General features: G+C 71.9%; 20 protein-coding genes. 7 read left to right on the top strand and 13 right to left on the bottom strand.

The genetic code is table 11. The features are described from left to right. Window positions 1-140: 140 nt before the first annotated feature. From AQJ54_RS11230 to AQJ54_RS11220, 3 genes are all read right to left on the bottom strand, one after another. Window positions 141-1,601: a glutamate synthase subunit beta gene (locus AQJ54_RS11230; RefSeq protein WP_062236453.1), complete on the bottom strand. Its 1,461-nt coding sequence runs from the start codon at window positions 1,599-1,601 to the stop codon at window positions 141-143. Further along, window positions 1,594-6,186, bottom strand: a complete 4,593-nt coding sequence (gene gltB, locus AQJ54_RS11225) for a glutamate synthase large subunit (protein ID WP_079069819.1) — start codon at window positions 6,184-6,186, stop codon at window positions 1,594-1,596. The genes AQJ54_RS11230 and gltB overlap by 8 nt, the downstream gene beginning before the upstream one ends. A gap of 377 nt (window positions 6,187-6,563) precedes the next feature. Beyond that, entirely contained in the window at window positions 6,564-7,295 is a 732-nt protein-coding gene (locus tag AQJ54_RS11220) for a VIT1/CCC1 transporter family protein (RefSeq protein ID WP_062024641.1), read from the bottom strand. Between the two features lie 256 nt (window positions 7,296-7,551). On the opposite strand from AQJ54_RS11220, the gene AQJ54_RS43400 reads away from it, so the two are divergent. The 7 genes from AQJ54_RS43400 (at window position 7,552) to AQJ54_RS11190 (ending at window position 15,402) form a co-directional block, all read left to right on the top strand. Next, window positions 7,552-8,568, top strand: a complete 1,017-nt coding sequence (locus AQJ54_RS43400; RefSeq protein ID WP_062024642.1) for an ADP-ribosylglycohydrolase family protein — start codon at window positions 7,552-7,554, stop codon at window positions 8,566-8,568. After that, window positions 8,565-9,881 carry an ADP-ribosylglycohydrolase family protein gene (locus AQJ54_RS11215; RefSeq protein ID WP_079069818.1) on the top strand — a complete coding sequence of 439 codons (1,317 nt, stop codon included), beginning with the start codon at window positions 8,565-8,567 and terminating at the stop codon, window positions 9,879-9,881. The genes AQJ54_RS43400 and AQJ54_RS11215 overlap by 4 nt, the downstream gene beginning before the upstream one ends. Window positions 9,882-9,889: 8 nt before the next feature. Continuing rightward, complete coding sequence (locus AQJ54_RS11210) at window positions 9,890-11,056, top strand: ADP-ribosylglycohydrolase family protein (RefSeq protein ID WP_062236444.1); 1,167 nt, start codon at window positions 9,890-9,892, stop codon at window positions 11,054-11,056. Continuing rightward, window positions 11,044-12,396, top strand: coding sequence for an ADP-ribosylglycohydrolase family protein (locus AQJ54_RS11205; protein WP_062236441.1), 1,353 nt, complete (start codon window positions 11,044-11,046; stop codon window positions 12,394-12,396). The genes AQJ54_RS11210 and AQJ54_RS11205 overlap by 13 nt, the downstream gene beginning before the upstream one ends. 101 nt (window positions 12,397-12,497) lie before the next feature. Continuing rightward, window positions 12,498-13,391 (top strand): ribokinase, encoded by an 894-nt coding sequence (gene rbsK / locus AQJ54_RS11200; protein ID WP_030318885.1) that lies wholly within the window; start codon window positions 12,498-12,500, stop codon window positions 13,389-13,391. Beyond that, window positions 13,388-14,578 carry a CaiB/BaiF CoA transferase family protein gene (locus AQJ54_RS11195; RefSeq protein WP_062236438.1) on the top strand — a complete coding sequence of 397 codons (1,191 nt, stop codon included), beginning with the start codon at window positions 13,388-13,390 and terminating at the stop codon, window positions 14,576-14,578. The genes rbsK and AQJ54_RS11195 overlap by 4 nt, the downstream gene beginning before the upstream one ends. Next, window positions 14,575-15,402: an HpcH/HpaI aldolase/citrate lyase family protein gene (locus tag AQJ54_RS11190; protein WP_062024646.1), complete on the top strand. Its 828-nt coding sequence runs from the start codon at window positions 14,575-14,577 to the stop codon at window positions 15,400-15,402. The genes AQJ54_RS11195 and AQJ54_RS11190 overlap by 4 nt, the downstream gene beginning before the upstream one ends. A gap of 71 nt (window positions 15,403-15,473) precedes the next feature. Here the strand turns inward: AQJ54_RS11190 and lgt are convergent, their stop codons facing one another. The 10 genes from lgt to AQJ54_RS11145 all read right to left on the bottom strand — a co-directional run bounded on the left by lgt (window position 15,474) and on the right by AQJ54_RS11145 (window position 23,824). Further along, window positions 15,474-16,430 (bottom strand): prolipoprotein diacylglyceryl transferase, encoded by a 957-nt coding sequence (lgt, locus tag AQJ54_RS11185; RefSeq protein WP_079069817.1) that lies wholly within the window; start codon window positions 16,428-16,430, stop codon window positions 15,474-15,476. 82 nt (window positions 16,431-16,512) lie between these two features. Beyond that, window positions 16,513-17,286, bottom strand: a complete 774-nt coding sequence (locus AQJ54_RS11180) for a DsbA family protein (protein WP_062236431.1) — start codon at window positions 17,284-17,286, stop codon at window positions 16,513-16,515. A gap of 102 nt (window positions 17,287-17,388) precedes the next feature. Then, the gene (gene trpA / locus AQJ54_RS11175) at window positions 17,389-18,207 is read right to left on the bottom strand and encodes a tryptophan synthase subunit alpha (protein WP_062236427.1); all 819 of its coding nucleotides are present in this window, start codon (window positions 18,205-18,207) and stop codon (window positions 17,389-17,391) included. Further along, window positions 18,204-19,490: a tryptophan synthase subunit beta gene (trpB, locus tag AQJ54_RS11170; protein ID WP_062236424.1), complete on the bottom strand. Its 1,287-nt coding sequence runs from the start codon at window positions 19,488-19,490 to the stop codon at window positions 18,204-18,206. Before trpB ends, trpA begins: the two co-directional genes overlap by 4 nt. A gap of 108 nt (window positions 19,491-19,598) precedes the next feature. Further along, window positions 19,599-19,763 (bottom strand): tryptophan biosynthesis modulator TrpM, encoded by a 165-nt coding sequence (gene trpM, locus AQJ54_RS47750; protein WP_107047838.1) that lies wholly within the window; start codon window positions 19,761-19,763, stop codon window positions 19,599-19,601. Window positions 19,764-19,784: 21 nt separating this feature from the next. Beyond that, window positions 19,785-20,594: an indole-3-glycerol phosphate synthase TrpC gene (gene trpC / locus AQJ54_RS11165; RefSeq protein ID WP_030318893.1), complete on the bottom strand. Its 810-nt coding sequence runs from the start codon at window positions 20,592-20,594 to the stop codon at window positions 19,785-19,787. A gap of 137 nt (window positions 20,595-20,731) precedes the next feature. Further along, complete coding sequence (locus AQJ54_RS11160) at window positions 20,732-21,172, bottom strand: DUF2752 domain-containing protein (protein ID WP_062236420.1); 441 nt, start codon at window positions 21,170-21,172, stop codon at window positions 20,732-20,734. Window positions 21,173-21,252: 80 nt separating this feature from the next. Beyond that, window positions 21,253-21,501: an HGxxPAAW family protein gene (locus AQJ54_RS11155; RefSeq protein WP_062024657.1), complete on the bottom strand. Its 249-nt coding sequence runs from the start codon at window positions 21,499-21,501 to the stop codon at window positions 21,253-21,255. 151 nt (window positions 21,502-21,652) lie between these two features. Further along, window positions 21,653-22,294, bottom strand: coding sequence for a TIGR02234 family membrane protein (locus tag AQJ54_RS11150; protein ID WP_062025281.1), 642 nt, complete (start codon window positions 22,292-22,294; stop codon window positions 21,653-21,655). Window positions 22,295-22,345: 51 nt separating this feature from the next. Continuing rightward, entirely contained in the window at window positions 22,346-23,824 is a 1,479-nt protein-coding gene (locus AQJ54_RS11145; RefSeq protein ID WP_030318901.1) for an anthranilate synthase component I, read from the bottom strand. Between the last annotated feature and the right edge of the window lie 8 nt (window positions 23,825-23,832).

Raw genomic sequence — 23,832 nt, 5'->3', positions numbered from 1 at the left:
GGCCGGTGCACAGGAAGACCCTCAAGCTGCCGTAGGCCTCGCGGACATGCGACGGCGCCCGCCTCGGTCCGGTCGGGGACATGAGGCGGGCGCCATCACTGTTCCGTACGCCTTTGTACGGGACGTCTATGCGGGGGTGATCACACCATCAGCGAGCGGTCCGTCGGACGGATCGGCGCCGGCAGCTCGCTCGCGCCGGTCAGGAACCGGTCGCAGCCGCGGGCGGCCGAGCGGCCCTCCGCGATGGCCCACACGATGAGCGACTGGCCGCGGCCGGCGTCACCGGCGACGAACACGCCCGGCACGTTGGTCGCGAAGTCGGCGTCGCGGGCGATGTTGCCCCGCTCGTCGAGCTCCAGGCCGAACTGCTCGACCAGGCCGTTCTCCCGGTCGGTACCGGTGAAGCCCATCGCGAGGGTGACCAGCTGGGCGGGGATCTTGCGCTCCGTGCCCGGCTTGGGGGTCAGCTTCCCGTCGATGAACTCGACCTCGGTGAGGTGCAGCCACTGGACGTTGCCGTCCTCGTCGCCCTCGAAGTGGGTCGTGGAGACGGAGTAGACCCGCTCGCCGCCCTCCTCGTGCGCGGAGGTGACCTTGTACAGCATGGGGAAGGTCGGCCAGGGCTGGTTCGGGTTCCGCTCCTCGCCCGGCCGGGGCATGATCTCCAGCTGCGTCACCGAGGCCGCGCCCTGGCGGTGGGCGGTGCCCACGCAGTCGGCGCCGGTGTCGCCGCCGCCGATCACGACGACGTGCTTGCCCTCGGCGGAGACCGGGGAGGTGACGTAGTCGCCCTCCTGGACCTTGTTCGCCAGCGGCAGGTACTCCATGGCCTGGTAGACGCCCTTGAGCTCGCGGCCCGGCACCGGCAGGTCGCGCGCGGTGGTGGCACCGGCGGCGATCACGACGGCGTCGTACCGCTTCCTGAGGTCGGTCGCCTTGAGGTCGCGGCCGATCTCGATGCCGGTGCGGAAGCGGGTGCCCTCCGCGCGCATCTGCTCGATACGGCGGTTGATGTGCCGCTTCTCCATCTTGAACTCCGGGATGCCGTACCGGAGGAGGCCTCCGACGCGGTCCGCGCGCTCGTAGACGGCGACGGTGTGACCGGCCCGGGTGAGCTGCTGGGCGGCGGCGAGACCCGCCGGGCCCGAGCCGATCACGGCGACGGTCTTGCCGGACAGGCGCTCGGGGGCCTGCGGCTTGACGTCACCGCTGTCCCACGCCTTGTCGATGATCGAGACCTCGACGTTCTTGATGGTGACCGGCGGCTGGTTGATGCCGAGCACGCACGCCGCCTCGCAGGGAGCCGGGCACAGCCGCCCGGTGAACTCCGGGAAGTTGTTCGTCGCGTGCAGGCGCTCGGACGCCTCGGTCCAGTCCTCGCGGTAGGCGTAGTCGTTCCACTCGGGAATGAGGTTCCCGAGCGGACAGCCGTTGTGGCAGAACGGGATGCCGCAGTCCATGCAGCGGGACGCCTGCTTCGAGATGATCGGGAGCAGCGAGCCCGGGACGTAGACCTCGTTCCAGTCCTTCAGGCGGACGTCGACGGGGCGGGACTTGGCGACCTCGCGGCCGTGGTTCAGGAAGCCCTTCGGGTCAGCCATTGATCGCCGCCTCCATCATCTTCTCGGTGATCTCGGACTCGGAGAGTCCCGCCTGCTCGGCGGCGTCCTTGGCGGCGAGCACTGCCTTGTACGTGCTGGGGATGATCTTGCTGAAGCGGTCCACCGCGGTGTCCCACTCGGCCAGGATCTTCTCGGCGACCGTGGAGCCGGTCTCCTCCTGGTGGCGGCGCACCACGTCGTGCAGCCACTGCTTGTCGGCGTCGTCCAGGGCCTCGACCGCGTCCACGTTGCCCACGTTGACGTTGTCGCGGTCCAGGTCGATGACGTAGGCGATACCGCCGGACATGCCGGCCGCGAAGTTGCGGCCGGTCGGCCCGAGGACCACCGCGTGACCGCCGGTCATGTACTCGCAGCCGTGGTCGCCCACGCCCTCCGAGACCACCAGGGCGCCGGAGTTGCGGACGCAGAAGCGCTCACCGGTACGGCCGCGCAGGAACAGCTCGCCGCCGGTCGCGCCGTAGGCGATGGTGTTGCCCGCGATCGTCGAGTACTCGGCGAGGTGGTCGGCGCCCCGGTCGGGTCGGACGATGACGCGGCCGCCGGAGAGGCCCTTGCCGACGTAGTCGTTGGCGTCGCCCTCCAGGCGCAGCGTGACACCGCGCGGCAGGAAGGCGCCGAAGGACTGGCCGGCGGAACCGGTGAAGGTGATGTCGATGGTGTCGTCGGGCAGACCCGCGCCGCCGAACTTCTTCGTCACCTCGTGGCCGAGCATGGTGCCGACCGTGCGGTTGATGTTGCGCACCTTGACCTGGGCGCGGACCGGCTGGGCGTCGGTCGCCGAGTCGGCGGCCAGGGCGTCGGCGGCGAGCTTGATGAGCTCGTTGTCGAGCGCCTTCTCCAGGCCGTGGTCCTGCGCGATGACCTGGTGCAGGGCGGAGCCCTCGGGCAGCTCGGGCACGTAGAAGAGCGGAGCCAGGTCCAGGCCCTGTGCCTTCCAGTGGTCGACCGCGCGGGTCACGTCGAGGGTCTCGGCGTGGCCGACGGCCTCCTCGATGGAGCGGAAGCCCAGCTCGGCGAGGATCTCGCGGACCTCCTCGGCGATGAACTTGAAGAAGTTCACGACGTACTCGGCCTTGCCGGAGAACCGGTCGCGCAGCACGGGGTTCTGGGTGGCGATGCCGACCGGGCAGGTGTCCAGGTGGCAGACGCGCATCATGACGCAGCCGGAGACGACGAGCGGCGCGGTCGCGAAACCGAACTCCTCGGCGCCGAGCAGCGCGGCGATGACGACGTCACGGCCGGTCTTGAGCTGGCCGTCGGTCTGGACGACGATCCGGTCGCGCAGGCCGTTGAGCAGCAGGGTCTGCTGGGTCTCGGCGAGGCCCAGCTCCCAGGGACCGCCCGCGTGCTTCAGCGAGGTCAGCGGGGAGGCGCCCGTACCGCCGTCGTGGCCGGAGATGAGCACGACGTCCGCGTGCGCCTTGGAGACACCCGCCGCGACCGTGCCGACGCCGACCTCCGAGACCAGCTTGACGTGAATCCGCGCCTGCGGGTTCGCGTTCTTCAGGTCGTGGATCAGCTGGGCCAGGTCCTCGATGGAGTAGATGTCGTGGTGCGGCGGCGGGGAGATGAGGCCCACGCCCGGCGTCGAGTGACGCGTCTTCGCGACCCACGGGTAGACCTTGTGGCCGGGCAGCTGGCCGCCCTCGCCGGGCTTGGCGCCCTGGGCCATCTTGATCTGGATGTCGTCCGCGTTGACCAGGTACTCGGAGGTCACACCGAAGCGGCCGGAGGCGACCTGCTTGATGGAGGACCGGCGGGCCGGGTCGTAAAGACGGTCCGGGTCCTCGCCGCCCTCACCGGTGTTGGACTTGCCGCCCAGCTGGTTCATGGCGATGGCGAGGGTCTCGTGCGCCTCCTTGGAGATGGAGCCGTACGACATGGCGCCGGTGGAGAAGCGCTTGACGATCTCGGAGACGGGCTCGACCTCGTCGACGGGGATCGACGGGCGGTCCGACTTGAAGCCGAAGAGTCCACGCAGCGTCATGAGCCGCTCGGACTGCTCGTTCACGCGGTCCGTGTACTTCTTGAAGATGTCGTAGCGGTTCGCGCGGGTCGAGTGCTGGAGGCGGAAGACCGTCTCCGGGTCGAACAGGTGCGGCTCGCCCTCGCGACGCCACTGGTACTCGCCGCCTATCTCCAGCGCGCGGTGCGCGGGAGCGATGCCGGAGGCGGGGTAGGCCTTGGCGTGCCGGGCGGCGACCTCCTTGGCGATGACGTCGATGCCGACGCCGCCGATCTTGGAGGCGGTCCCGCTGAAGTACTTCTCGACGAAGCCCGCTTCGAGACCGACGGCCTCGAAGACCTGGGCGCCGCGGTAGGAGGCGACGGTGGAGATGCCCATCTTCGACATGACCTTGAGGACGCCCTTGCCGAGGGCGTAGATCAGGTTCCGGATGGCCTTCTCGGCCTCGATGCCGGGCAGGAAGGTGCCGGCGCGGACCAGGTCCTCGACGGACTCCATGGCGAGGTACGGGTTCACGGCCGCGGCGCCGAAGCCGATCAGCAGGGCGACGTGGTGGACCTCGCGGACGTCACCGGCCTCGACCAGCAGGCCCACCTGGGTGCGCTGCTTGGTGCGGATGAGGTGGTGGTGGACGGCCGCGGTGAGCAGCAGCGAGGGGATCGGCGCGTGCTCGGCGTCGGAGTGGCGGTCCGACAGGACGATCAGGCGGGCGCCGTTCTCGATGGCGGCGTCGGCCTCGGCGCAGATCTCCTCGATGCGGGCGGCGAGGGCGTCGCCGCCGCCGGAGACCCGGTACAGGCCGGACAGGGTCGCGGCCTTGAAGCCGGGCATGTCGCCGTCGGCGTTGATGTGGATGAGCTTGGCCAGCTCGTCGTTGTCGATCACCGGGAAGGGCAGGGTGACCGTACGGCAGGACGCGGCGCTCGGCTCCAGGAGGTTGCCCTGGGGGCCCAGCGAGGAGCGCAGGGAGGTGACCAGCTCTTCCCGGATCGCGTCCAGCGGCGGGTTGGTGACCTGCGCGAACAGCTGGGTGAAGTAGTCGAAGAGCAGCCGCGGGCGCGAGGACAGCGCGGCGATGGGCGAGTCGGTGCCCATCGAGCCGATCGGCTCGGCACCGGCCTTGGCCATCGGCGCGAGGATGACGCGCAGCTCCTCCTCGGTGTAACCGAAGGTCTGCTGGCGGCGGGTGACCGAGGCGTGGGTGTGCACGATGTGCTCACGCTCGGGCAGGTCGGAGAGCTCGATCTCCCCGGCCTCCAGCCACTCGGCGTAGGGCTGCTCGGCGGCGAGGCCGGCCTTGATCTCGTCGTCCTCGATGATGCGGTGCTCGACGGTGTCGACGAGGAACATGCGGCCCGGCTGGAGGCGGCCCTTGCGGACCACCTTGGCGGGGTCGATGTCGAGGACGCCGACCTCGGAGCCGAGGACGACGAGGCCGTCGTCGGTGACCCAGTAGCGGCCGGGGCGCAGTCCGTTGCGGTCGAGGACCGCGCCGACCTGCTTGCCGTCGGTGAAGGTGACACAGGCCGGGCCGTCCCAGGGCTCCATCATCGTGGAGTGGAACTCGTAGAACGCGCGGCGGGCGGGCTCCATGGAGTCGTGGTTCTCCCACGCCTCCGGGATCATCATCAGCACGGAGTGCGGCAGCGAACGGCCGCCCAGGTGCAGGAGTTCGAGCACCTCGTCGAAGGACGCCGAGTCGGAGGCGTCCGGCGTACAGATCGGGAAGACGCGCTCCAGACCCTTGTCCCCGAAGAGGTCCGAGACGAGCTGGGACTCGCGGGCGGCCATCCAGTTGCGGTTGCCCTTGACGGTGTTGATCTCACCGTTGTGCGCGACGAAGCGGTACGGGTGCGCGAGGGGCCACGACGGGAAGGTGTTCGTGGAGAACCGGGAGTGCACGAGCGCGATCGCGGAGGCGAAGCGGCGGTCGGACAGGTCCGGGAAGAAGGGCTCCAGCTGGCCGGTGGTCAGCATGCCCTTGTAGACGATGGTCCGCGCGGACAGCGACGGGAAGTACACGGCGACCTCGCGCTCGGCGCGCTTGCGCAGCACGAAGGCCTTGCGGTCGAGGTCGATGCCCTCCGAGGAACCGTCGGTCACGAAGACCTGGCGGAAGGCGGGCATCGTCGAGCGGGCGGTGGCGCCGAGCAGCTCGGGGGCGACGGGAACCTCACGCCATCCCAGAACCGTCAGGCCCTCTTCCCCGGCGATCGTCTCGATCTTCGAGACCGCCTCCTGGGTGCCCTCCTCGGGCAGGAAGGCGATACCTACGGCGTACGCACCGGCCGCGGGCAGTTCGAAGCCGGCCACCTCGCGGAGGAAGGCGTCCGGAACCTGGGACAGGATGCCCGCCCCGTCACCCGAGTCGGGCTCGGAGCCGGTGGCACCGCGGTGCTCCAGGTTGCGCAGAACCGTGAGCGCCTGCTCGACCAGCGCATGGCTCGCCTCGCCGGTGAGGGTGGCCACGAAACCGACGCCACAGGCGTCCTTCTCGTTGCGGGGGTCGTACATACCCTGCGCAGCAGGGCGAGCATCCATGAACGACCACTTCTGGCCATTCGTGGAGTGCTGGGACGGCTGGCGCGGCGTACGCATCGGCTCTCCCGTCGTCGTCAACTGGCATATGCAGATTGCCGAGGGACGACGTTGGCCCTCTGCGTGAGTGCAAAATTTCGTGCAGGTTACATGATGGAGCGATTCTCGGGAACTGGATATGTCGTTCCAACATGCGGACGCCACGTGAGGGCGAGGGGGTGTCGCACACGTGGCTTGAAGTAGGTGGTTCCGGACCGGACTGATCGGTCAGATCCATGTCCATCGGTCCGGGGGCGGAGGGGGCGTCGTCGCCCACCCCGCGAGTGCGCCGCAAGCGTCATTGCCCGCAGCGCTTACGGCTCATGCCCAGTGGTTAAGCATTCGAAACCAGCGAGTAACGGCTACTTATGCGGTCCCTCGCATAAGTAGCGGCCTCCTTATCCTACGGCCGTTCCGATCAGGATGCCCAGGGCGTACGTCACACCGGCCGCCGCACCTCCCAGGGCGAGCTGCCGCAGCCCGCTGTACCACCAGCTCCGCGCGGTCACCCTGGCCACCACGGCACCGCACGCGAAGAGCCCGAACAGGGCGAGCAGCACGGCGGGCCAGAGCGCGGTCGCGCCGAGCAGATACGGCAGCACGGGGAGCAGGGCGCCCAGCGCGAAGGAGCCGAAGGAGGAGACCGCGGCGACGATCGGCGAGGGCAGGTCCCCGGGGTCGATGCCGAGCTCCTCGCGGGCGTGGATCTCCAGAGCCTGCTCGGGGTCCTTGGACAGCTGCCGGGCGACCTCGCGCGCCAGCTCCGGCTCGACGCCCCGCCCCTCGTACAGGGCGGCGAGCTCGGCCTCCTCGTCCTGCGGGTGCTTGCGCAGTTCGCGCCGCTCCACGTCCAGTTCGGCCTCGACCAGCTCGCGCTGGGAGGCGACGGAGGTGTACTCGCCGGCCGCCATCGAGAAGGCACCGGCGGCGAGCCCCGCGAGCCCGGTCAGCACGATGGTGTGCTGACCGACGGCCCCACCGGCGACACCGGTCATCAGGGCGAGGTTGGAGACCAGCCCGTCCATGGCCCCGAACACGGCGGGCCTGAGCCAGCCGCCGTTGACGTCCCGGTGCGTGTGGTTGTCGCGGTGCGCCTCGTGCAGCGGCGCCTCGATGTCGATGATGGCCATTCCGGTCCCCCAGGGAAGCTAAGCCAAAGCTAACTTTGGACAGATTCTAATTCTCAACAACGCCCACAGTACGTCGGGGCATTCCCGTCCGCCAGCAAGGAAAGGCTGGGCTAACCTGCGGTTTTACCGTCGAGCGCTCATTCGATAGCAGGCCTGCACAGATTTCGACCGGGTGACGTTGGGGCCGAGGAGGCTCCGGTCAACCGCCGATGGTGGGACACATCCGCAAAAGGTGTCTCTGTGGAAAGGCCCGCGTATGACATCGATCGCCTGCGTCCCCTCGGCCCCGGTGCCGCAGCCCACCGCCGAACTCCGCGAGCGGGCCCGCGGCGCCCTGCTCGGCCTGGCGGTCGGGGACGCCCTCGGGGCCCCCGCCGAGAACCTGAAGCCCTCGGAGATCCGCGCCCGCTGGGGCCGTATCGAGGGCTTCGTGGCCGAGACCCCCGCCGGCACGGACGACACCGAGTACACGATCTTCTCGGGGCTGCTGCTGGCCCGGCACGGCTCCGCCCTGACCCCCGCCCATGTGGAGGCGGCCTGGCACGAGTGGATCGCGGACCGCGACGAGGGCCCGTTCCGGGGCGCCGGTTTCAGCGAGCGGGGCACCCTGGAGAACCTCCGGAGGGGCCTCGCGGCCCCCATCTCGGCCCAGCACCGGCACGCCTGGAGCGACGGTCTCGCCATGCGCGCGGCGCCCTTCGGCGTCTTCGCGGCGGGCCGCCCGGCGGAGGCGGCCCGGCTGGTGGCGATCGACGGTTCGGTGAGCCATGACGGCGAGGGCATCTACGGCGGCCAGGCGGTCGCGGCGGGAGTGGCCGCGGCGATGGCGGGCGCCCCGACGATCGCCGTGGTCGCCTCCGCGCTGGCGGTGATCCCGGACGACAGCTGGACGGCGAGGTCCCTCAGGCGGGCGGTGGCCGTCGCCCACCGGGGCGAGAAGGCGGTCCGCTCCGCGGTGGTGATCGGCGGCTACCCGTGGACCGACCTGGCCCCGGAGGCGGTGGCCCTCGCCTTCGGCGCGTACGCGGCGGCCGACGGCGACTTCCGCGAGGCGGTCCTGACGGCGGTGAACATGGGAAGGGACGCGGACACGACGGCGGCGGTCGCGGGAGCACTGGCCGGCGCGACGAGGGGCGTCTCGGCGATCCCACCCCTGTGGGCCACGGCGATCGGCCCGGCAAGAGGCAGCTGCCTGCCGTCGATGGCGGGTCGACATGTACTGGACGTGGCGGAGTCGCTGGTGGCGGGCGCAGGGGCGGAGGTCGCCTCATGACCCCGCCGGCCCCCTGGGACGAGCCGACCACACCGACGACGGCGACGGCGTACGCACCCGCGGCTCCACCCGCGAACGCACCCGCAGAGGCGCCCCCGAACGCACCCGCGGCCGCCGACGGCGGGACCGCCCCACAGGGGCCACCCGCACCCGACCACGAAAGCGAAACGGGTGGTGCGGGTGGGAACACAAATGCCGAGGCAGGCAGAACCGTCGGCCTCCTCCTGGGCCTGGCCGCAGGCGACGCCGCCGGCTGGCCCTCCGCCCGCCACCGAGCCACCCGCCTCCCCGACTGGACCCGCCGCCTCACCCGCGAACTCGACACCTTCGCCGAGCAGAACGCCACCACCACCCTCCCGGTCCCCATCGCCCTCAACCAACCCCCCGAGCCCCTCCGCCTCGGCCCCTCCGACGACGCCGAATGGGCGGCCCTCACCGCGGAGGCCCTCCTCAGGGCGGCCGACGACACCGCCCTCGGCGACCTCCCCCGCGACCGCCGTACGAGAACCGCGATCGACCTCACCTGGAACGCCCTCGCCGACGAGGTGGCCGCGGCGACCGACAAGGCCCCCGAGATCGAGTCCGCCGAGATCCCCCTGCGCGCCCGCATCTCCGTACGCGCGGGACTCGGCAACCTCGCCACCGGCCTGCGCCCACCCGCCACCGGCCACGACAACCCGCACTACTTCGACGACGCGGCCTGCGTCCGGGCCTGCGTCCTCGCCGTCGCCCACCCCGGCGCCCCCCGACTCGCCGCGGACCTGGCCGAGTTCGACGCCCGCTACACCCAGGACGGCGACGGCGTGCACGGCGCCCGCGCGATGGCCGCGGCCCTGTCGCTGGCCCTGACCGGCGCTCCCGTCGACACCTGCGTGCAAGCCGCCCTCGCCGAACTCCCCGACGGCACCGAGATCGCCCGCAACGCCCACCACGCGCTGGACCTCGCCCGCTCCGCCGACAGCGCCTTCGCCCTGATCCCCGCCCTGGAACACGACATCGTCGACCACGTCTACAGCTACGGCATCGCAGCCGCCGAGACCGTCCCCGTGGCCCTCGCGCTGGCCACCGCCGCCCGGGGCCGGATCGCCGAGGCGGTCCCCGCGGCGGCCTGTCTGTCCCGGGTGGCGGACTCCGCCCCGGCCCTGGTCGGCGCCCTGACCGGCGCCCTGGGCGGCAGCGGATCGATCCCCGCCGGCTGGCAGGCCGCCTGCCGCACCCTGTCCGGCTGCGCCCTCCCCCGCCTCACCGGCACGGACCTCGTGGAACTCGCCGGACTCCTGGAAGCCGCACAACCGCCCCTCCCAGGAGGATGATTCCGGGCATGACGCCCAAAACCCAAGAAAGCAGCCTTGAGGAACGGATCGCCGGAGCCCTCGTGGGCGCGGCGGTGGGCGACGCCCTCGGCGGCCCCGTCGAGGGCTACTCCCCCGACCAGATCCTCGAACGCCACGCCGGCCGCGTCCACGGCATCGTCGGCCCCTGGAACGGCGACGACTGGCGCACCGCCCGCCCCATCGCGCCGTACCACAAGGGCGACGGCCACGTCACCGACGACACCTTGATGACCCACGCCCTGATCAGGGTCTACGACCGGGTCGGCGACCACCTGGACGCCTACGCGATCGCCGAGCACCTGGTCCCGGACCTGATGACGACCCCGCGCTGGATTCCCGAACTGGAGGCGGAGGCCCTCCCCCTGCACCGTCTGTTCCTCGCCGAGAAATGGCTGGTCACCCGCCTCCACTACGGCCATGTCGACCCCCGCGAGGCGGGCGTGGGGAACATCGTCAACTGCGGTGCGGCGATGTACATGGCCCCGGTCGGCCTGGTCAACGCGGCGAACCCGGCCGCCGCCTACGCCGAGGCCCTGGACGTCGCGGGCGCCCACCAGTCGTCGTACGGCCGCGAGGCGGCGGGCGTGTTCGCGGCGGCGGTGGCGGCGGCGAGCACCCCCGGCGCGACCCCCGACTCGGTCGTCGCGGCCTGTCTGTCCCTCGCCAGGGACGGCACCCGCACCGCCGTCGAGAAGGTCTGCGAAGTGGCGTCCCGGTACACGGACTTCGAGTCGGCGCTACGGCCGCTGCGCGCGGCGGTGTCCCCCTACGACACCGTCGGCGACGACTACCGCGCCCCCTCGCTCGGCGCGCGCCGACCCTCCCGCCTGCACGCCATCGAGGAACTGCCCGTCGCCCTGGGCATGCTGGTCGTGGCCGGCGGCGACTTCCGGCACGCGGTGCTCGGCGCGGTGAACTACGGCCGGGACTGCGACTCGATCGCCACGATGGCGGGCGCGGTGGCGGGCGCCCTGGGCAGCCCTGTTCCGGACGAGTGGTCCAAGAAGGTCGCGGAGGCGAGCCGCCTGGACCTCTGGGAGCCGGCGCGGACCCTGACGGCCGTCACCCGGCAGATCTTCGAACAGGACGTGCGCCGCCGCAGGGCCCACGAGTCGGCCCTCACCGCGCTCGGAGGTCCGAGATGCTCCGACTGACCTGGGTCCAGCCGGAGGACCTGCTCGGCCACGAACTCCGCCAGGCACGCCAGGACGGCCGGGAGCCCTCGGCGATCGCGGCCCGGTGGCGGGCGGCAGGCGGTGCCGGGGCGCCGGCCCGGGCGGGCGCCTCGGCCGAACCCGCGTCCCGGTATCTGCGACAGCTCGCCGAGGACCTCCTGGACGAACTGGCGGACCTGCCGAGCCGGTTGGCGGACGACGAACCCACGGACCTCGCGGCCATCAGGGCCCGTTGCCCGGCGTGGCCGTCGCCCGCCCCTGCCGCCGTCACCCGGTACGCGCTGGAAGCGGCCTGGCTGGGCAGGGCCGTCGGCTGCCTGCTCGGCAAGCCGGTGGAGAAGCTCCCCCTCGACGCCATCCGACAACTCGCCGCAGCCACCGGCAACTGGCCCCTGACCTCGTACTTCACCGCGAAGGGGGTCCCCGCGGAGCTGCTCGCCGCGCACCCCTGGAACCGCCGCTCGGCCCCCACCTCCCTGGCCGAGAACATCGACGGCATGCCCGAGGACGACGACCTCAACTACCCCTTGCTGAACCTGCTGTTGCTGCAACGCCACGGCCGCCGCTTCACCACCGCGGACGTGGCGCGGCTGTGGCTCGACGAGCTTCCCGCGGGCCGCACCTTCACCGCGGAGCGCGTCGCCTACCGCAATCTCCTCCAGGGCCTGGAACCCCCGCGGACGGCCCGGCACCGCAACCCCTTCCGCGAGTGGATCGGCGCCCTGATCCGCGCCGACGTCCACGGCTGGACCAACCCCGGCGACCCGGGCGCGGCCGCCGAACAGGCCCATCGGGACGCCGTCCTCACCCACACCGCCAACGGCGTCTACGCGGCGATGTTCGTCGCGGCGGTCATCGCGCAGGCAGCGGCGACTCCCGACATCCACGCCTGCCTGCGCACCGGTCTCACCGTGATCCCCCCGGCCTCGCGACTGACAGCGGCGATCACCCAGGCGATCCAACTGGCCCGGCGGCACGACGACTTCGACACGGTCGTGGACGAACTCCACGCCACCCACGCCGCACACCACTGGGTCCACGCCATCCCCAACACCGCGCTCATCGCCGCCGCCCTCACCCACGCGGACGGCGACTTCACCGGCTCCCTGGCCCGGGCGGTGGGCGGCGGCTGGGACACCGACTCCAACGGGGCCACGACCGGCGGCATCGCCGCCCTGCTGACCGGCGCCCCCGAGCGCCTGCCCGACCACTGGACCGCCCCGCTCAAGAACCGGCTCGCCACCTCCGTCGCCGACTTCAACGGCGTCGGCTTCGACACCCTGGCCCACCTCACCCACCGGGAGGCTGCTCGCCCATGACCGACATCGTCCACCGGGAGGCTGCTCGCCCATGACCGACATCGTCCACCGGGAGGCTGCTCGCCCATGACCGACCCCACCGACCCGGAAGCCGCCCGCCCATGACCCACATCGCCGTGCTCGGCAGCACGAACATGGACCTGGTCGCCTACGTCGACAAGGCACCCCGGCGCGGGGAGACCGTCACCGGCAGGGAGTTCCGCACGATCCCCGGCGGCAAGGGCGCCAACCAGGCGATCGCCGCGGCCCGCGCCGGTGCCACCGTCTCGATGATCGGCGCGGTCGGCAACGACGCCTTCGGCCCCCGGCTGCGCTCCACCCTGGAGCACTCCGGCGTCACCACCGACCACCTGCGCACCGTCGAGGGCCCCACCGGCACCGCGCACATCGTCGTGGACGACGAGGGCGGCAACGCGATCGTCGTCGTCCCTGGCGCCAACGGCACCGTCGACCACCTCGTCCCCGGCGACGAGGGCCTGATCGCCTCCGCCGACGCCCTGCTCCTCCAGCTGGAGATCCCTCTGGAGGCGGTCCTGGCCGGCGCCGAGACCGCCCGCGCCCACGGCGTCCGGACGATCCTGACCCCCGCCCCGGCCCGGCCGCTGCCGCCCGAACTCCTCGACGCCACCGACCTGTTGGTCCCCAACGAGCACGAGGCCGCCACCCTGACGGGCATCGCCGACCCGTTCGCCGCGGGCGCCGCGCTCCTCGACCGGGTCCCCCGGGTGGTGATCACCCTCGGCGCGGCGGGCAGCCTCTACCTGACCCGGGACGCCGAACCCCTCGCGGTCCCGGCGCCCCGGGTCACCGCGGTGGACTCCACGGGCGCGGGCGACACCTTCGTCGGCACCCTCGCGGTCGCCCTCGGCGAGGAACGGCCGATCCGGGAGGCGATGGCCTGGGCCGCCACCGCGGCGGCCCTCTCCGTCCAGCGGGAGGGCGCGTCGGCGTCGATGCCCTACCGCTCCGAGATCGAGGCCGGGTACACGTCATGACCGAGACCCCCCTCGCGGGACTGCGTGTGCTCGACGCGGCCACCCTCTTCGCGGGCCCCCTCGCCGCCACCATGCTCGGTGACTTCGGCGCGGAGGTCGTCAAGATCGAGCACCCCGCGAAGCCCGACCCCTCCCGCGGGCACGGCCCCTCCAAGGACGGCATCGGCCTGTGGTGGAAGCTGCTGGGCCGCAACAAGCGCACCCTCACCCTCGACCTGTCGAAGCCGGGCGGCCGCACCACCTTCCTCCGGCTGGCCGCGACCGCGGACGTCGTCATCGAGAACTTCCGGCCCGGCACCCTGGAGAAGTGGGACCTCGGCTGGCCGGAGCTGTCCGCCGTCAACCCCCGGCTGGTCCTGGCCCGTGTCACCGCGTTCGGCCAGTTCGGCCCCTACTCCCGGCGCCCCGGCTTCGGCACCCTCGCCGAGGCGATGAGCGGCTTCGCGGCGATCACCGGCGAACCGGACGCGCCCCCGGTCCTGCCCCCCTTCGGCCTCGCGGACTCGATCGCGGGACTTGCCACGGCGTACGCGGTGATGACGGCCCTCGCGGCCCGCGACCGCACCGGAGAGGGCCAGGTCGTCGACATGGCGATCATCGAGCCGATCCTGGCGGCCCTCGGGCCCCAGCCGACCTGGTACGACCAGCTCGGTCACGTCCAGGAGCGCACCGGCAACCGCTCCGCCAACAACGCCCCGCGCAACACCTACCGCACCGCCGACGGCACCTGGGTCGCCGTCTCCACGTCGGCCCAGTCGATCGCGGAACGGGTGATGCACCTGGTCGGCCGCCCGGAGCTGATCGACGAGCCGTGGTTCGCGACGGGTGCCCAACGGGCGGAACACGCCGACGTCCTCGACGCGGCGGTCGGCTCCTGGATCGCCGCACGCTCCCGCACCGAGGTCCTCGCGGCCTTCGAGAAGGCGGAGGCGGCGATCGCCCCCGTCCAGGACATCCGGGACGTGATGGCCGACCCGCAGTACCAGGCCCTGGACACCGTCACCACCGTCGACGACCCCGAACTCGGCCCGCTGCGCATGCAGAACGTCCTGTTCCGGCTCTCCTCGACCCCCGGCGCGATCCGCTGGGCGGGCCGCCCGCACGGCGCGGACACCGACGAGATCCTGACCGAACTGGGCCTGACCGAGGCCGAGTTGACGGCCCTGCGCACGGAGGGCGCCCTGTGAGACGGCACCCCCTGACCTGGCTCTACGTCCCCGGCGACCGCCCTCACGTCGTGGACAAGGCCCTGAACTGCGGCGCCGACGTCGTGGTGATCGACCTGGAGGACGCGGTCGACCCCGACCGCAAGGCGTACGCCCGCGAGGCGACCGCGGAACGCCTCGCCGACCCCCAGCCGGTGCCCGTCCACGTCCGCGTGAACGCCGTCGACACCCCCCTGGCGGCAGCGGACCTGGGGGCCCTCGCCCACCTGCCGGGCCTCTCCGCCCTGCGCCTGCCCAAGGTCACCTCCCCGGCCCAGATCACCCGCGTGGCCGAGACGGCCCCGGCCGACAAGGGCGCCCCACCCCTCTACGCCCTCCTGGAGTCGGCCCTGGGCGTCGAGCGGGCCTACGACATCGCCCTCGCCCACCCGGCCCTGCGAGGCCTCGCGCTCGGCGAGGCGGATCTCCGGGCCGATCTGGGCGTACGGCACGACGCGGGCCTGGACTGGTCCCGCTCCCGGGTGATCGTGGCGGCGCGAGCGGCGGCCCTGCCTCCGCCGTCCCAGTCGGTGCACCCCGACGTCCGGGACCTGGAGGGCCTGAAGGCGTCCTGCGCGCACGGCCGCGCCCTGGGCTTCCTGGGCCGGGCGGCCATCCACCCCCGCCAGCTCCCGGTCATCGAGCGGGCCTACCTGCCCACGGAGGAGGAGATCGAGCAGGCGGAGTCCATCCTGGAGGCGGCCCAGGCCCACCCGGGCGCACAGGCCCTCGCGAACGGCACGTTCATCGACACGGCGGTGGCGGCCCAGGCCCATCGGACCCTGTCCCTGACCCAAGGTCTCTGACCCGACGTCTCCGACACGCGAGAGGGCGCCCCGGGAATCCCGGGGCGCCCTCGTCGACGTACAGCCGGTCGTCAGGTCTTCTTCGCCGACTCGGCCTCGTCCTTGGTCTCGTCCTTGGCCTCGGCATCCTCGGAGCCGGCCTCGGCCTTCTCCGCACCCACGGCCGTCCCGTCCGCGTCGGCCTTCCCGCCCTCGTCGGCCGGACCGTCGGCGACGCCCGGCTCGACGACCTCCTCGCGCCCGGGCCGCTTCCGCGCCGACAGCACGATGTACGTGACGGCGAGCAGGAACACGATGATCGCGGTCCAGACGTTCAGCCGGAGGCCGAGGATGTGGTGGGCGTCGTCGATACGCATGTACTCGATCCAGCCGCGCCCGGTGCAGTACGCGGCGACGTACAGCGCGAACGCCCGTCCGTGGCCCAGGGTGAAGCGGCGGTCGGCCCAGATGACGAGCAGGGCGACACCGATGCACCACAGCGACTCGTACAGGAACGTCGGGTGGTAGTAGCCCGGTACCCGGCCGTCCGTCGAGGACGTGATGTGCAGGGCCCACGGCAGGTCGGTCGGCTTGCCGTACAGCTCCTGGTTGAACCAGTTGCCCCAGCGGCCGATGGCCTGCGCGAGGGCGATACCGGGCGCGATGGCGTCGGCGTAGGCGGGCAGCGGGATGCCACGGCGACGGCAGCCGATCCAGGCGCCGACCGCTCCGAGCGCGATCGCGCCCCAGATGCCGAGTCCGCCCTCCCAGACCTTGAAGCTGTCCACCCAGTCACGGCCCTCGCTGAAGTACAGCTCGTAGTCCGTGATCACGTGGTAGAGACGGCCGCCGAGGAGTCCGAACGGCACGGCCCAGACCGCGATGTCGGCCACCGTGCCGGCCCGTCCGCCCCGGGCGATCCAGCGCTTGTTGCCGAGCCATACGGCTACGAAGACGCCGATGATGATGCAGAACGCGTAGCCACGCAGCGGGATGGGACCGAGGTGGATCACCCCGCGCGACGGGCTGGGAATGTAGGCAAGTTCCATGGCAGGGTCGACGCTACCCTGCCGGGCCGGGCCCACGGCGGGCGGCCCGGCAACGGGTCCATAACAGGCCGACTTGAATTCCTTACCCCTTGGCGGCTTCCAGTACCTGCTGCTTCAGCTTCGCCGGGGTCATCGTCTGGTCCTGGTAGATGTTCTTGCCGTTCAGCAGCACGGTCGGCGTACCGCTGAAGCCGCCGTTGCGGAACGCCGCCGCCGACTTGTCGACCCAGCTGTCGTGGGTGCCCTTCTCGACGCAGGTACGGAACGCGGGGGTGTCCAGGCCGTCGACCTTCTGCGCCAGTTCGAGCAGCTTCGCGTTCTCGGCGTAGTCGTCGCTGGTCTCCTCCGGCTGGTTCTCGTAGAGCACGTCGTGGTAGCCGGGGAACTTCCCCGCGTCCTGGGCGCAGGCCGCGGCGTTGGCCGCGGTGCGGGAGCCGGTGCCGCCCATGTTGCCGTCGATGATGGTCGCCAGGTGGTACTCCACCTTGAGCTTGCCGGACCCGGTGAGCTCGTGGATGGTCGGCCGGTACGCCGCCTCGAAGGCCTTGCACGCCGGGCAGCGGAAGTCCTCCCAGACGACGAGCGTCGACTTGGCGCCCTGCTCGCCGACCGGGATGGCGAGGCTGTCCTGGCCATTGGCCCCCGAGGGCGCCACGACCGGGCCCGAGGCCTGCTTGTCGTCCTTTCCGGAGTTCGCCGCGACCACGCCGATCACCGCGGCCAGACCCAGGACGCACACCACGCTCGCGCCCACGATCAGCACCCGGCGCCGCTTCTCCGCGGACTTCTGCTTCGCGCGCTCCTCCGCCAGCCGCTCCCGGGCGGTGCGCTTTCCCTCACGGTTCTTCTCACTCACACCCGCAGAACGAACCGGGGAGGCGCACCGCGCCTCCCCGGCCCCAGGTCCACCCGTTCGAGTGACCGAACCGTCCGTGACGTCATGACGGGCGCGGTGCGCCTACGCCTGTCGGCGCACGCCCTTCGCCAGCTCGGCGGCGAGTTCGCGGACGCCCTCGACTCCGGCCTTGTCGTCGGGCGCGTCCAGCATCCGCTTCACGAAGGCCGAGCCGACGATCACCCCGTCGGCGAAGCCGGCCACCTCGGCGGCCTGCTTGGCGTTGGAGACACCGAGCCCGACGCACACGGGCAGGTCGCCGCCGGCGGCCCGGGTGCGCTCGACGAGGTCCTGGGCCTGAGCGCCCACCGACTCGCGTGTGCCGGTGACGCCCATCAGCGAGGCGGCGTAGACGAAGCCGCTGCCCGCCGCGGTGATCTCGGCGAGGCGCGCGTCCCTGCTGCTGGGCGCGACCACGAAGACCGTGGCGAGCCCGTGCTTCTCGGCGTGCTCCCGCCACAGCGCCGACTCCTGCACCGGCAGGTCGGGCAGGATGCAGCCCGCGCCGCCCGCCTGGGCGAGTTCGGCGGTGAAGCGCTCGACGCCGTAGCGGTCGATGGGGTTCCAGTACGTCATCACGAGCACCGGCTTCCCGGTGGCCTCGTGGGCCTCCTTGACCGTGCGCATGACGTCCGCGATCTTGACGCCGCCGCGCAGGGCGATGTCGTCGGCGGTCTGGATGACGGGGCCGTCGAGGACGGGGTCGCTGTGCGGCAGACCGACCTCCACGATGTCCGCACCGCCGTCGAAGACGGCCTTGATCGCCTCGATGCCGCCGTCCACGGTCGGGAACCCGGCCGGGAGGTAGGCGATGAGCGCGGAGCGGCCCTCGGCCCTGGCGGCGGCGAGGGTGTCCGACAGCAGTTGGATGTTCCCGCTCACTTGGCGTCCCCCTCGATCTCCGCGCCGGTGCCGGCCTCGTCCGCGGCGACGGCCGCGTCGGTTTCGTAGAGGCCGAAGTAGCGTGCGGCGGTGTCCATGTCCTTGTCGCCGCGCCCGGACAGGTTGACGACGATCAGCCCGTCCTTGCCGAGCTCCCGGCCGACCTCCAGGGCGCCGGCCAGCGCGTGCGCGCTCTCGATGGCCGGGATGATGCCCTCGGTGCGGGACAGCAGGCGCAGGGCCTGCATGGCCGCGTCGTCGGTGACCGCGCGGTACTCGCCGCGGCCGGAGTCCTTGAGGTAGGAGTGCTCGGGGCCGATGCCGGGGTAGTCCAGACCGGCCGAGATGGAGTACGGCTCGGTGATCTGGCCCTCCTCGTCCTGGAGGACGTAGGAGCGGGAGCCGTGCAGGATGCCGGGCTCGCCCGCGGTGAGGGTGGCCGCGTGCTCGCCGGTCTCCACACCGTGCCCGGCGGGCTCGCAGCCGATGAGGCGTACGGCGGTGTCGGGGATGAAGGCGTGGAAGAGGCCGATGGCGTTGGAGCCGCCGCCGACGCAGGCGATGGCCGCGTCGGGCAGCCGGCCGGCCCGCTCCAGGAGCTGGCGACGGGCCTCGACGCCGATCACGCGGTGGAAGTCGCGGACCATGGCCGGGAAGGGGTGCGGTCCCGCGACCGTGCCGAACAGGTAGTGGGTGCGGTCGACGTTGGCGACCCAGTCGCGGAACGCCTCGTTGATCGCGTCCTTGAGGGTGCGCGATCCCGACTTCACGGCGATGACCTCGGCGCCGAGCATGCGCATCCGGGCCACGTTGAGGGCCTGGCGCTGGGTGTCGATCTCGCCCATGTAGATCGTGCACTCGAGACCGAACAGCGCGCAGGCCGTCGCGGTCGCGACGCCGTGCTGGCCGGCGCCGGTCTCGGCGATCACACGGGTCTTGCCCATGCGCTTGGTGAGCAGGGCCTGACCGAGCACATTGTTGATCTTGTGGGAGCCGGTGTGGTTGAGGTCTTCCCGCTTGAGGAAGATCCGGGCACCACCCGCGTGCTCCGCGAACCGGGGGACCTCGGTGAGCGAACTCGGGCGGCCGGTGTAGTTGACCAGCAGGTCGTCGAGCTCGCGCGCGAACTCGGGGTCGTGCTTGGCCTTGTCGTACTCGACGGCGACCTCGTCCACGGCGGCGACGAGGGCCTCCGGGATGAACTTGCCGCCGAAGGCGCCGAAGTAGCCTTCGGGGCTCGGGACCTGACCCTCCGGGTCGGGGATGAAGAACTCGCTGGGCATGGCAGTACCTCACGGTGAGTGCGTGAAAAAGACACTAAGCGCCGTGGGGGCATGGGTCGCTGACCGACTACAGGCCGTCAGTGGCTGGTCGCGCAGTTCCCCGCGCCCCTAAAAGCCTCGCCATCGGCGACCGTTGACCTGCCCGGGTTCGTCTCCGATGACATACCTGACCCTGCGGCCGTGCACCCGGCGGGCCGGCGCACGGCAGCCTCGGGGCCGGCAGCCACGCGCGAGGCGTGCGTGCCGGTCGACAGCCGTCAGGGTCAGAGTCATCGAGGCAAGCCTAGCGAAAGATCATCCGCGCCCGTGCCGAAGGGCCGGGTGCTCGCCCGCCGCCACCAGGTCGGCGACCGCCGTCTTCGGGTCCTTGCCGGTCACCAGGGACTCGCCGACCAGGACCGCGTCGGCGCCGGCGTTGGCGTAGGCGATCAGGTCGTGGGGGCCGCGGACGCCGGACTCGGCGATCTTGACCAGGTTGGCCGGGATCTCGGGGGCGACGCGCTCGAAGGTGCCGCGGTCGACCTCGAGGGTCTTGAGATTACGCGCGTTGACGCCGATGACCTTCGCTCCGGCGTCCACCGCGCGCTCGACCTCGTCCTCGTCGTGGACCTCGACGAGCGGGGTGAGCCCGATGGACTCGGCGCGCTCGATGAGGGACTCCAGGGCGGGCTGCTCCAGGGCCGCGACGATGAGCAGCGCGAGGTCGGCGCCGTAGGCCCGGGCCTCCCAGAGCTGGTACGAGGTGACGATGAAGTCCTTGCGCAGGACCGGGATGTCCACGCGGGCGCGGACGGCCTCCAGGTCGGCCAGCGAGCCGCCGAAGCGGCGCTGTTCGGTGAGGACGGAGATGACGGCCGCGCCGCCCGCCTCGTAGTCCGCGGCGAGCCCGGCCGGGTCGGCGATCGCGGCCAGCGCGCCCTTGGAGGGGCTGGAGCGCTTGACCTCGCAGATGACCTTGACGCCGTCGCCGCGCAGGGCGGCCACGCCGTCCTTGGCGGCGGGAGCCTTCGCCGCGCGCTCCTTGAGCTCGTCGAGGCTGACGCGCGCCTGCCGTTCCGCGAGGTCGGCACGGACTCCGTCGATGATCTCGTCGAGCACACTCACGCGAGCGGCCCCCTTCCAGACGGTTGACAGTTCCAGCGACCGATGAAAACAGTGGTCACTGCGATGGTATCCGCAGGAGGGCGTAGGCCTCGCATCCGGTTGACGCCGGTCCCACTACCTGGACGTTCACCCGTTGATCAAGGATGAAGCCAGCCACCGAACGGCAGGTTCCGGACAACGGTGAAGACCAGCGCCAATGCCCCCACGGTCCACAGCTGCACGGGCCCGAGAGCGAGCCGCAGCGGCCGTCCGCGGGCCGCGCGGACCACCCAGACGGTCCACAGCACGGCGAAGCCCAGATAGCCCACGACGGCCATCGCGTTGTCCTGGAGCGCGGCGAGGAAGTCGCCGTGGACGAAGGCGTGCGCACTGCGCAGTCCGCCGCAGCCGGGGCAGTACAGGCCGGTGAACCGGTAGAGCGGACAGACCGGGTAGTGGCCGGGCTGGTTGGGGTCCACGGTCCCCACGTACGCGAAGGCCCCGGCGACGGCCGCGAGGATCCCGGCCGGGACGGCGAGGCGCCCCAGGAGTCCTTCGGGGGGCAGCGCTCGCTGCGTGTCGGCGTTCACGTCCGGCATTGTCCCCCGCCCTCTCCTCGAACGCGCGAGGGGCGGCCCCGGCACTTCCGGCCGGGCCGCCCCTTCACGCGCGGTGCGTGTCAGCTCTTGGCGTCCGCCGCTTCGGCCTTGGTGGTGACGAGCGGCTTGTGGGCGTCCTTGGGCATGCCCATCCCCATCGCGCTCATGATCCAGCCGATGATGCCGCCGATGACCACGATCGCCATACCGGCCCAGAACCCCGCCGGCTGGGCCATCACCATGAAGACGCCCGCGACGCAGAAACCGATGAAGGCGATAGTGACACCGGTCCAGGCGGCCGGGGTGTGACCGTGGCTGCTGCCCGCCATTGCTTGCTCCTAGGTGCTGAAGTACGTGATGTCCGGGCCCATTGTTCCGCACGCAAGGGCGCGATGTATTCGGGGGTCACCTAGACGCCCCGATAGGGGCGCGGGGAACTGCGCGATCAGCCCCCACCGGCCCGCAGCCAAAATCGGACCGCTACGCCCCCGTGGGATCCTCCCCACGATCAAGCGCCTTCCAGATGTCCTCGGGCCGATCCGGATCCACGACAACAGGCTTACGACGCACCCGAGGCGCCCCGTCCCGCTCATACCGCCCCGACATCGCCGGCCACAACCGCCCGTACCGCAGAGCCAGCAACCCGGCGAGAAGAATCAGCACCCCGCCCACGACGGCCACATACGGCCAGGCGGTGTGGCTCAGCGCAGCGACCGTCGCCGAGGTGTCGCCGGAGGCCTTCGCCGCCTGCTCGTCCAGCGCGGAGGAGTCCCCCGCCCCGATCAGCGCCGCCGTCACGATGCCGGCTCCGGAGAGCGCGAGCACCCCGGCGACCAGCAGCCGCCCGGCCTTGCGTACGGCGAAGACGGCGACGAGCGCGGCGAGGCCCACTATGGCGAGCGCGGCCGGGACACCGGTCACGTCGCTGCCCTTGGCGGTCAGCGGAAACGCGCCGCCGGCCACCGTCGCGGTGCCCTCCGACCATCGCTGACGGGTCGCGAGCAGCGCCACGGCCGCGCCGAGGGCACCGGCGAGCAGCGCCACGGCGAGACTGAGGCGGCCGGCCCTGGCGGGTCCTGCGGCTTCGGAACGGGGGTGAGGTACGGCAGTCACGTACCCCACTATCACCCGAACCCCGGACGAACGGTTACCCGGGGTTCCGTGAGAATCGCCCTACTTGCCCAAGCGGTTCGCGGTGTGTACGGCCCTGAGGACCGCCGCCGCCTTGTTGCGGCACTCGGTGTCCTCGGCGACCGGGTCGGAGTCGGCGACGATTCCGGCCCCGGCCTGGACGTAGGCCGTGCCGTTCCTGAGCAGGGCCGTACGGATGGCGATCGCGGTGTCGGAGTCGCCCGCGAAGTCGAGGTAGCCGACGCAGCCGCCGTACAACCCCCGCCGGGACGGCTCGAGTTCGTCGATGATCTGCATCGCGCGGGGCTTCGGCGCGCCGGAGAGGGTGCCTGCCGGGAAGCAGGCCGTGAGGACGTCGAAGGCGGTGCGGCCCTCGGCGACCTTGCCGGTGACCGTCGAGACGATGTGCATCACGTGGGAGTACCGCTCGACGGACATGAAGTCGACGACCTCCACCGAACCGGGCTCGCAGACCCGGCCGAGGTCGTTGCGCCCGAGGTCGACGAGCATGAGGTGCTCGGCGCGCTCCTTGGGGTCGGCGAGCAGCTCGTCGGCGAGGGCCTGGTCCTCCTGCGGGGTCGCCCCGCGCCAGCGGGTGCCGGCGATGGGGTGGACCAGGGCGTGTCCGTCCTCGACCTTGACCAGGGCCTCGGGGGAGGACCCGACGACGTCGAAGCCGTCGAAGCGGAACAGGTACATGTACGGCGAGGGGTTCGTGGCCCTGAGGACCCGGTAGACGTCCAGCGCGCTGGCCGTGCACGGCGTCTCGAAGCGCTGGGAGGGGACGACCTGGAAGGCCTCGCCGGCCCGGATGCGCTCCTTGATGTCCTCGACGGCCGCCTGGAAGTCGGGGCCGCCCCACAGGGCGGTGTACTCGGGCAGCTCGGAGGGCGGCAGGACAGCCGGGGGCTGGGCCACCGGGCGGGACAGGTCCGCCTCCATGGCGTCCAGACGGGCCACCGCGTCCGCGTGGGCCTCGTCGACGCCGGTGTCGAGGTCGTTGTGGTTGATCGCGTTGGCGATCAGCAGGACCGAGCCCTCCCAGTGGTCCATGACGGCGAGGTCGCTGGTCAGGAGCATGGTCAGCTCGGGGAGCTTCAGGTCGTCGCGCTCGCCGGGGCCGATCTTCTCCAGGCGGCGGACGATGTCGTAGCCGAGGTAGCCGACCATGCCGCCGGTGAAGGGCGGCAGGCCCTCCTGGTGGGGGGTGTGCAGGGTCTCGATGGTGGCGCGCAGGGCGGCGAGCGGGTCGCCCTCGACGGGGACGCCGACGGGTGGGGTGCCGAGCCAGTGGGCCTGGCCGTCGCGGGCGGTGAGGGTGGCGGCGGAGCGGACGCCCACGAAGGAGTACCGGGACCAGGAGCGGCCGTTCTCCGCGGACTCCAGCAGGAAGGTGCCGGGGCGCTCGGCGGCGAGCTTGCGGTAGAGCGCGACGGGGGTGTCGCCGTCGGCGAGGAGCTTGCGCGTGACCGGGATGACGCGCCGGTCGGTGGCGAGCTTGCGGAAGGTCTCGAGGTCCATGGCGGCTG

The sequence above is a fragment of the Streptomyces griseorubiginosus genome (assembly GCF_001514195.1).
Taxonomy (GTDB): domain Bacteria; phylum Actinomycetota; class Actinomycetes; order Streptomycetales; family Streptomycetaceae; genus Streptomyces; species Streptomyces griseorubiginosus.
This window is presented reverse-complemented; position numbering and strand designations above follow the sequence as displayed.

Excerpts from the sequence above, each read along its gene's own strand:
- AQJ54_RS11210 (WP_062236444.1), top strand. The coding sequence starts at position 9,890 with ATGACGCCCAAAACCCAAGAAAGCAGCCTTGAGGAACGGATCGCCGGA.
- AQJ54_RS11215 (WP_079069818.1), top strand. The coding sequence starts at position 8,565 with ATGACCCCGCCGGCCCCCTGGGACGAGCCGACCACACCGACGACGGCG.
- AQJ54_RS11155 (WP_062024657.1), bottom strand. The coding sequence starts at position 21,501 with ATGGCGGGCAGCAGCCACGGTCACACCCCGGCCGCCTGGACCGGTGTC.
- rbsK (WP_030318885.1), top strand. The coding sequence starts at position 12,498 with ATGACCCACATCGCCGTGCTCGGCAGCACGAACATGGACCTGGTCGCC.
- AQJ54_RS11160 (WP_062236420.1), bottom strand. The coding sequence starts at position 21,172 with ATGCCGGACGTGAACGCCGACACGCAGCGAGCGCTGCCCCCCGAAGGA.
- trpM (WP_107047838.1), bottom strand. The coding sequence starts at position 19,763 with ATGACTCTGACCCTGACGGCTGTCGACCGGCACGCACGCCTCGCGCGT.
- lgt (WP_079069817.1), bottom strand. The coding sequence starts at position 16,430 with ATGGAACTTGCCTACATTCCCAGCCCGTCGCGCGGGGTGATCCACCTC.
- trpB (WP_062236424.1), bottom strand. The coding sequence starts at position 19,490 with ATGCCCAGCGAGTTCTTCATCCCCGACCCGGAGGGTCAGGTCCCGAGC.
- AQJ54_RS11205 (WP_062236441.1), top strand. The coding sequence starts at position 11,044 with ATGCTCCGACTGACCTGGGTCCAGCCGGAGGACCTGCTCGGCCACGAA.
- gltB (WP_079069819.1), bottom strand. The coding sequence starts at position 6,186 with ATGCGTACGCCGCGCCAGCCGTCCCAGCACTCCACGAATGGCCAGAAG.
- AQJ54_RS11230 (WP_062236453.1), bottom strand. The coding sequence starts at position 1,601 with ATGGCTGACCCGAAGGGCTTCCTGAACCACGGCCGCGAGGTCGCCAAG.
- AQJ54_RS11220 (WP_062024641.1), bottom strand. The coding sequence starts at position 7,295 with ATGGCCATCATCGACATCGAGGCGCCGCTGCACGAGGCGCACCGCGAC.
- AQJ54_RS11195 (WP_062236438.1), top strand. The coding sequence starts at position 13,388 with ATGACCGAGACCCCCCTCGCGGGACTGCGTGTGCTCGACGCGGCCACC.
- AQJ54_RS11145 (WP_030318901.1), bottom strand. The coding sequence starts at position 23,824 with ATGGACCTCGAGACCTTCCGCAAGCTCGCCACCGACCGGCGCGTCATC.
- AQJ54_RS43400 (WP_062024642.1), top strand. The coding sequence starts at position 7,552 with ATGACATCGATCGCCTGCGTCCCCTCGGCCCCGGTGCCGCAGCCCACC.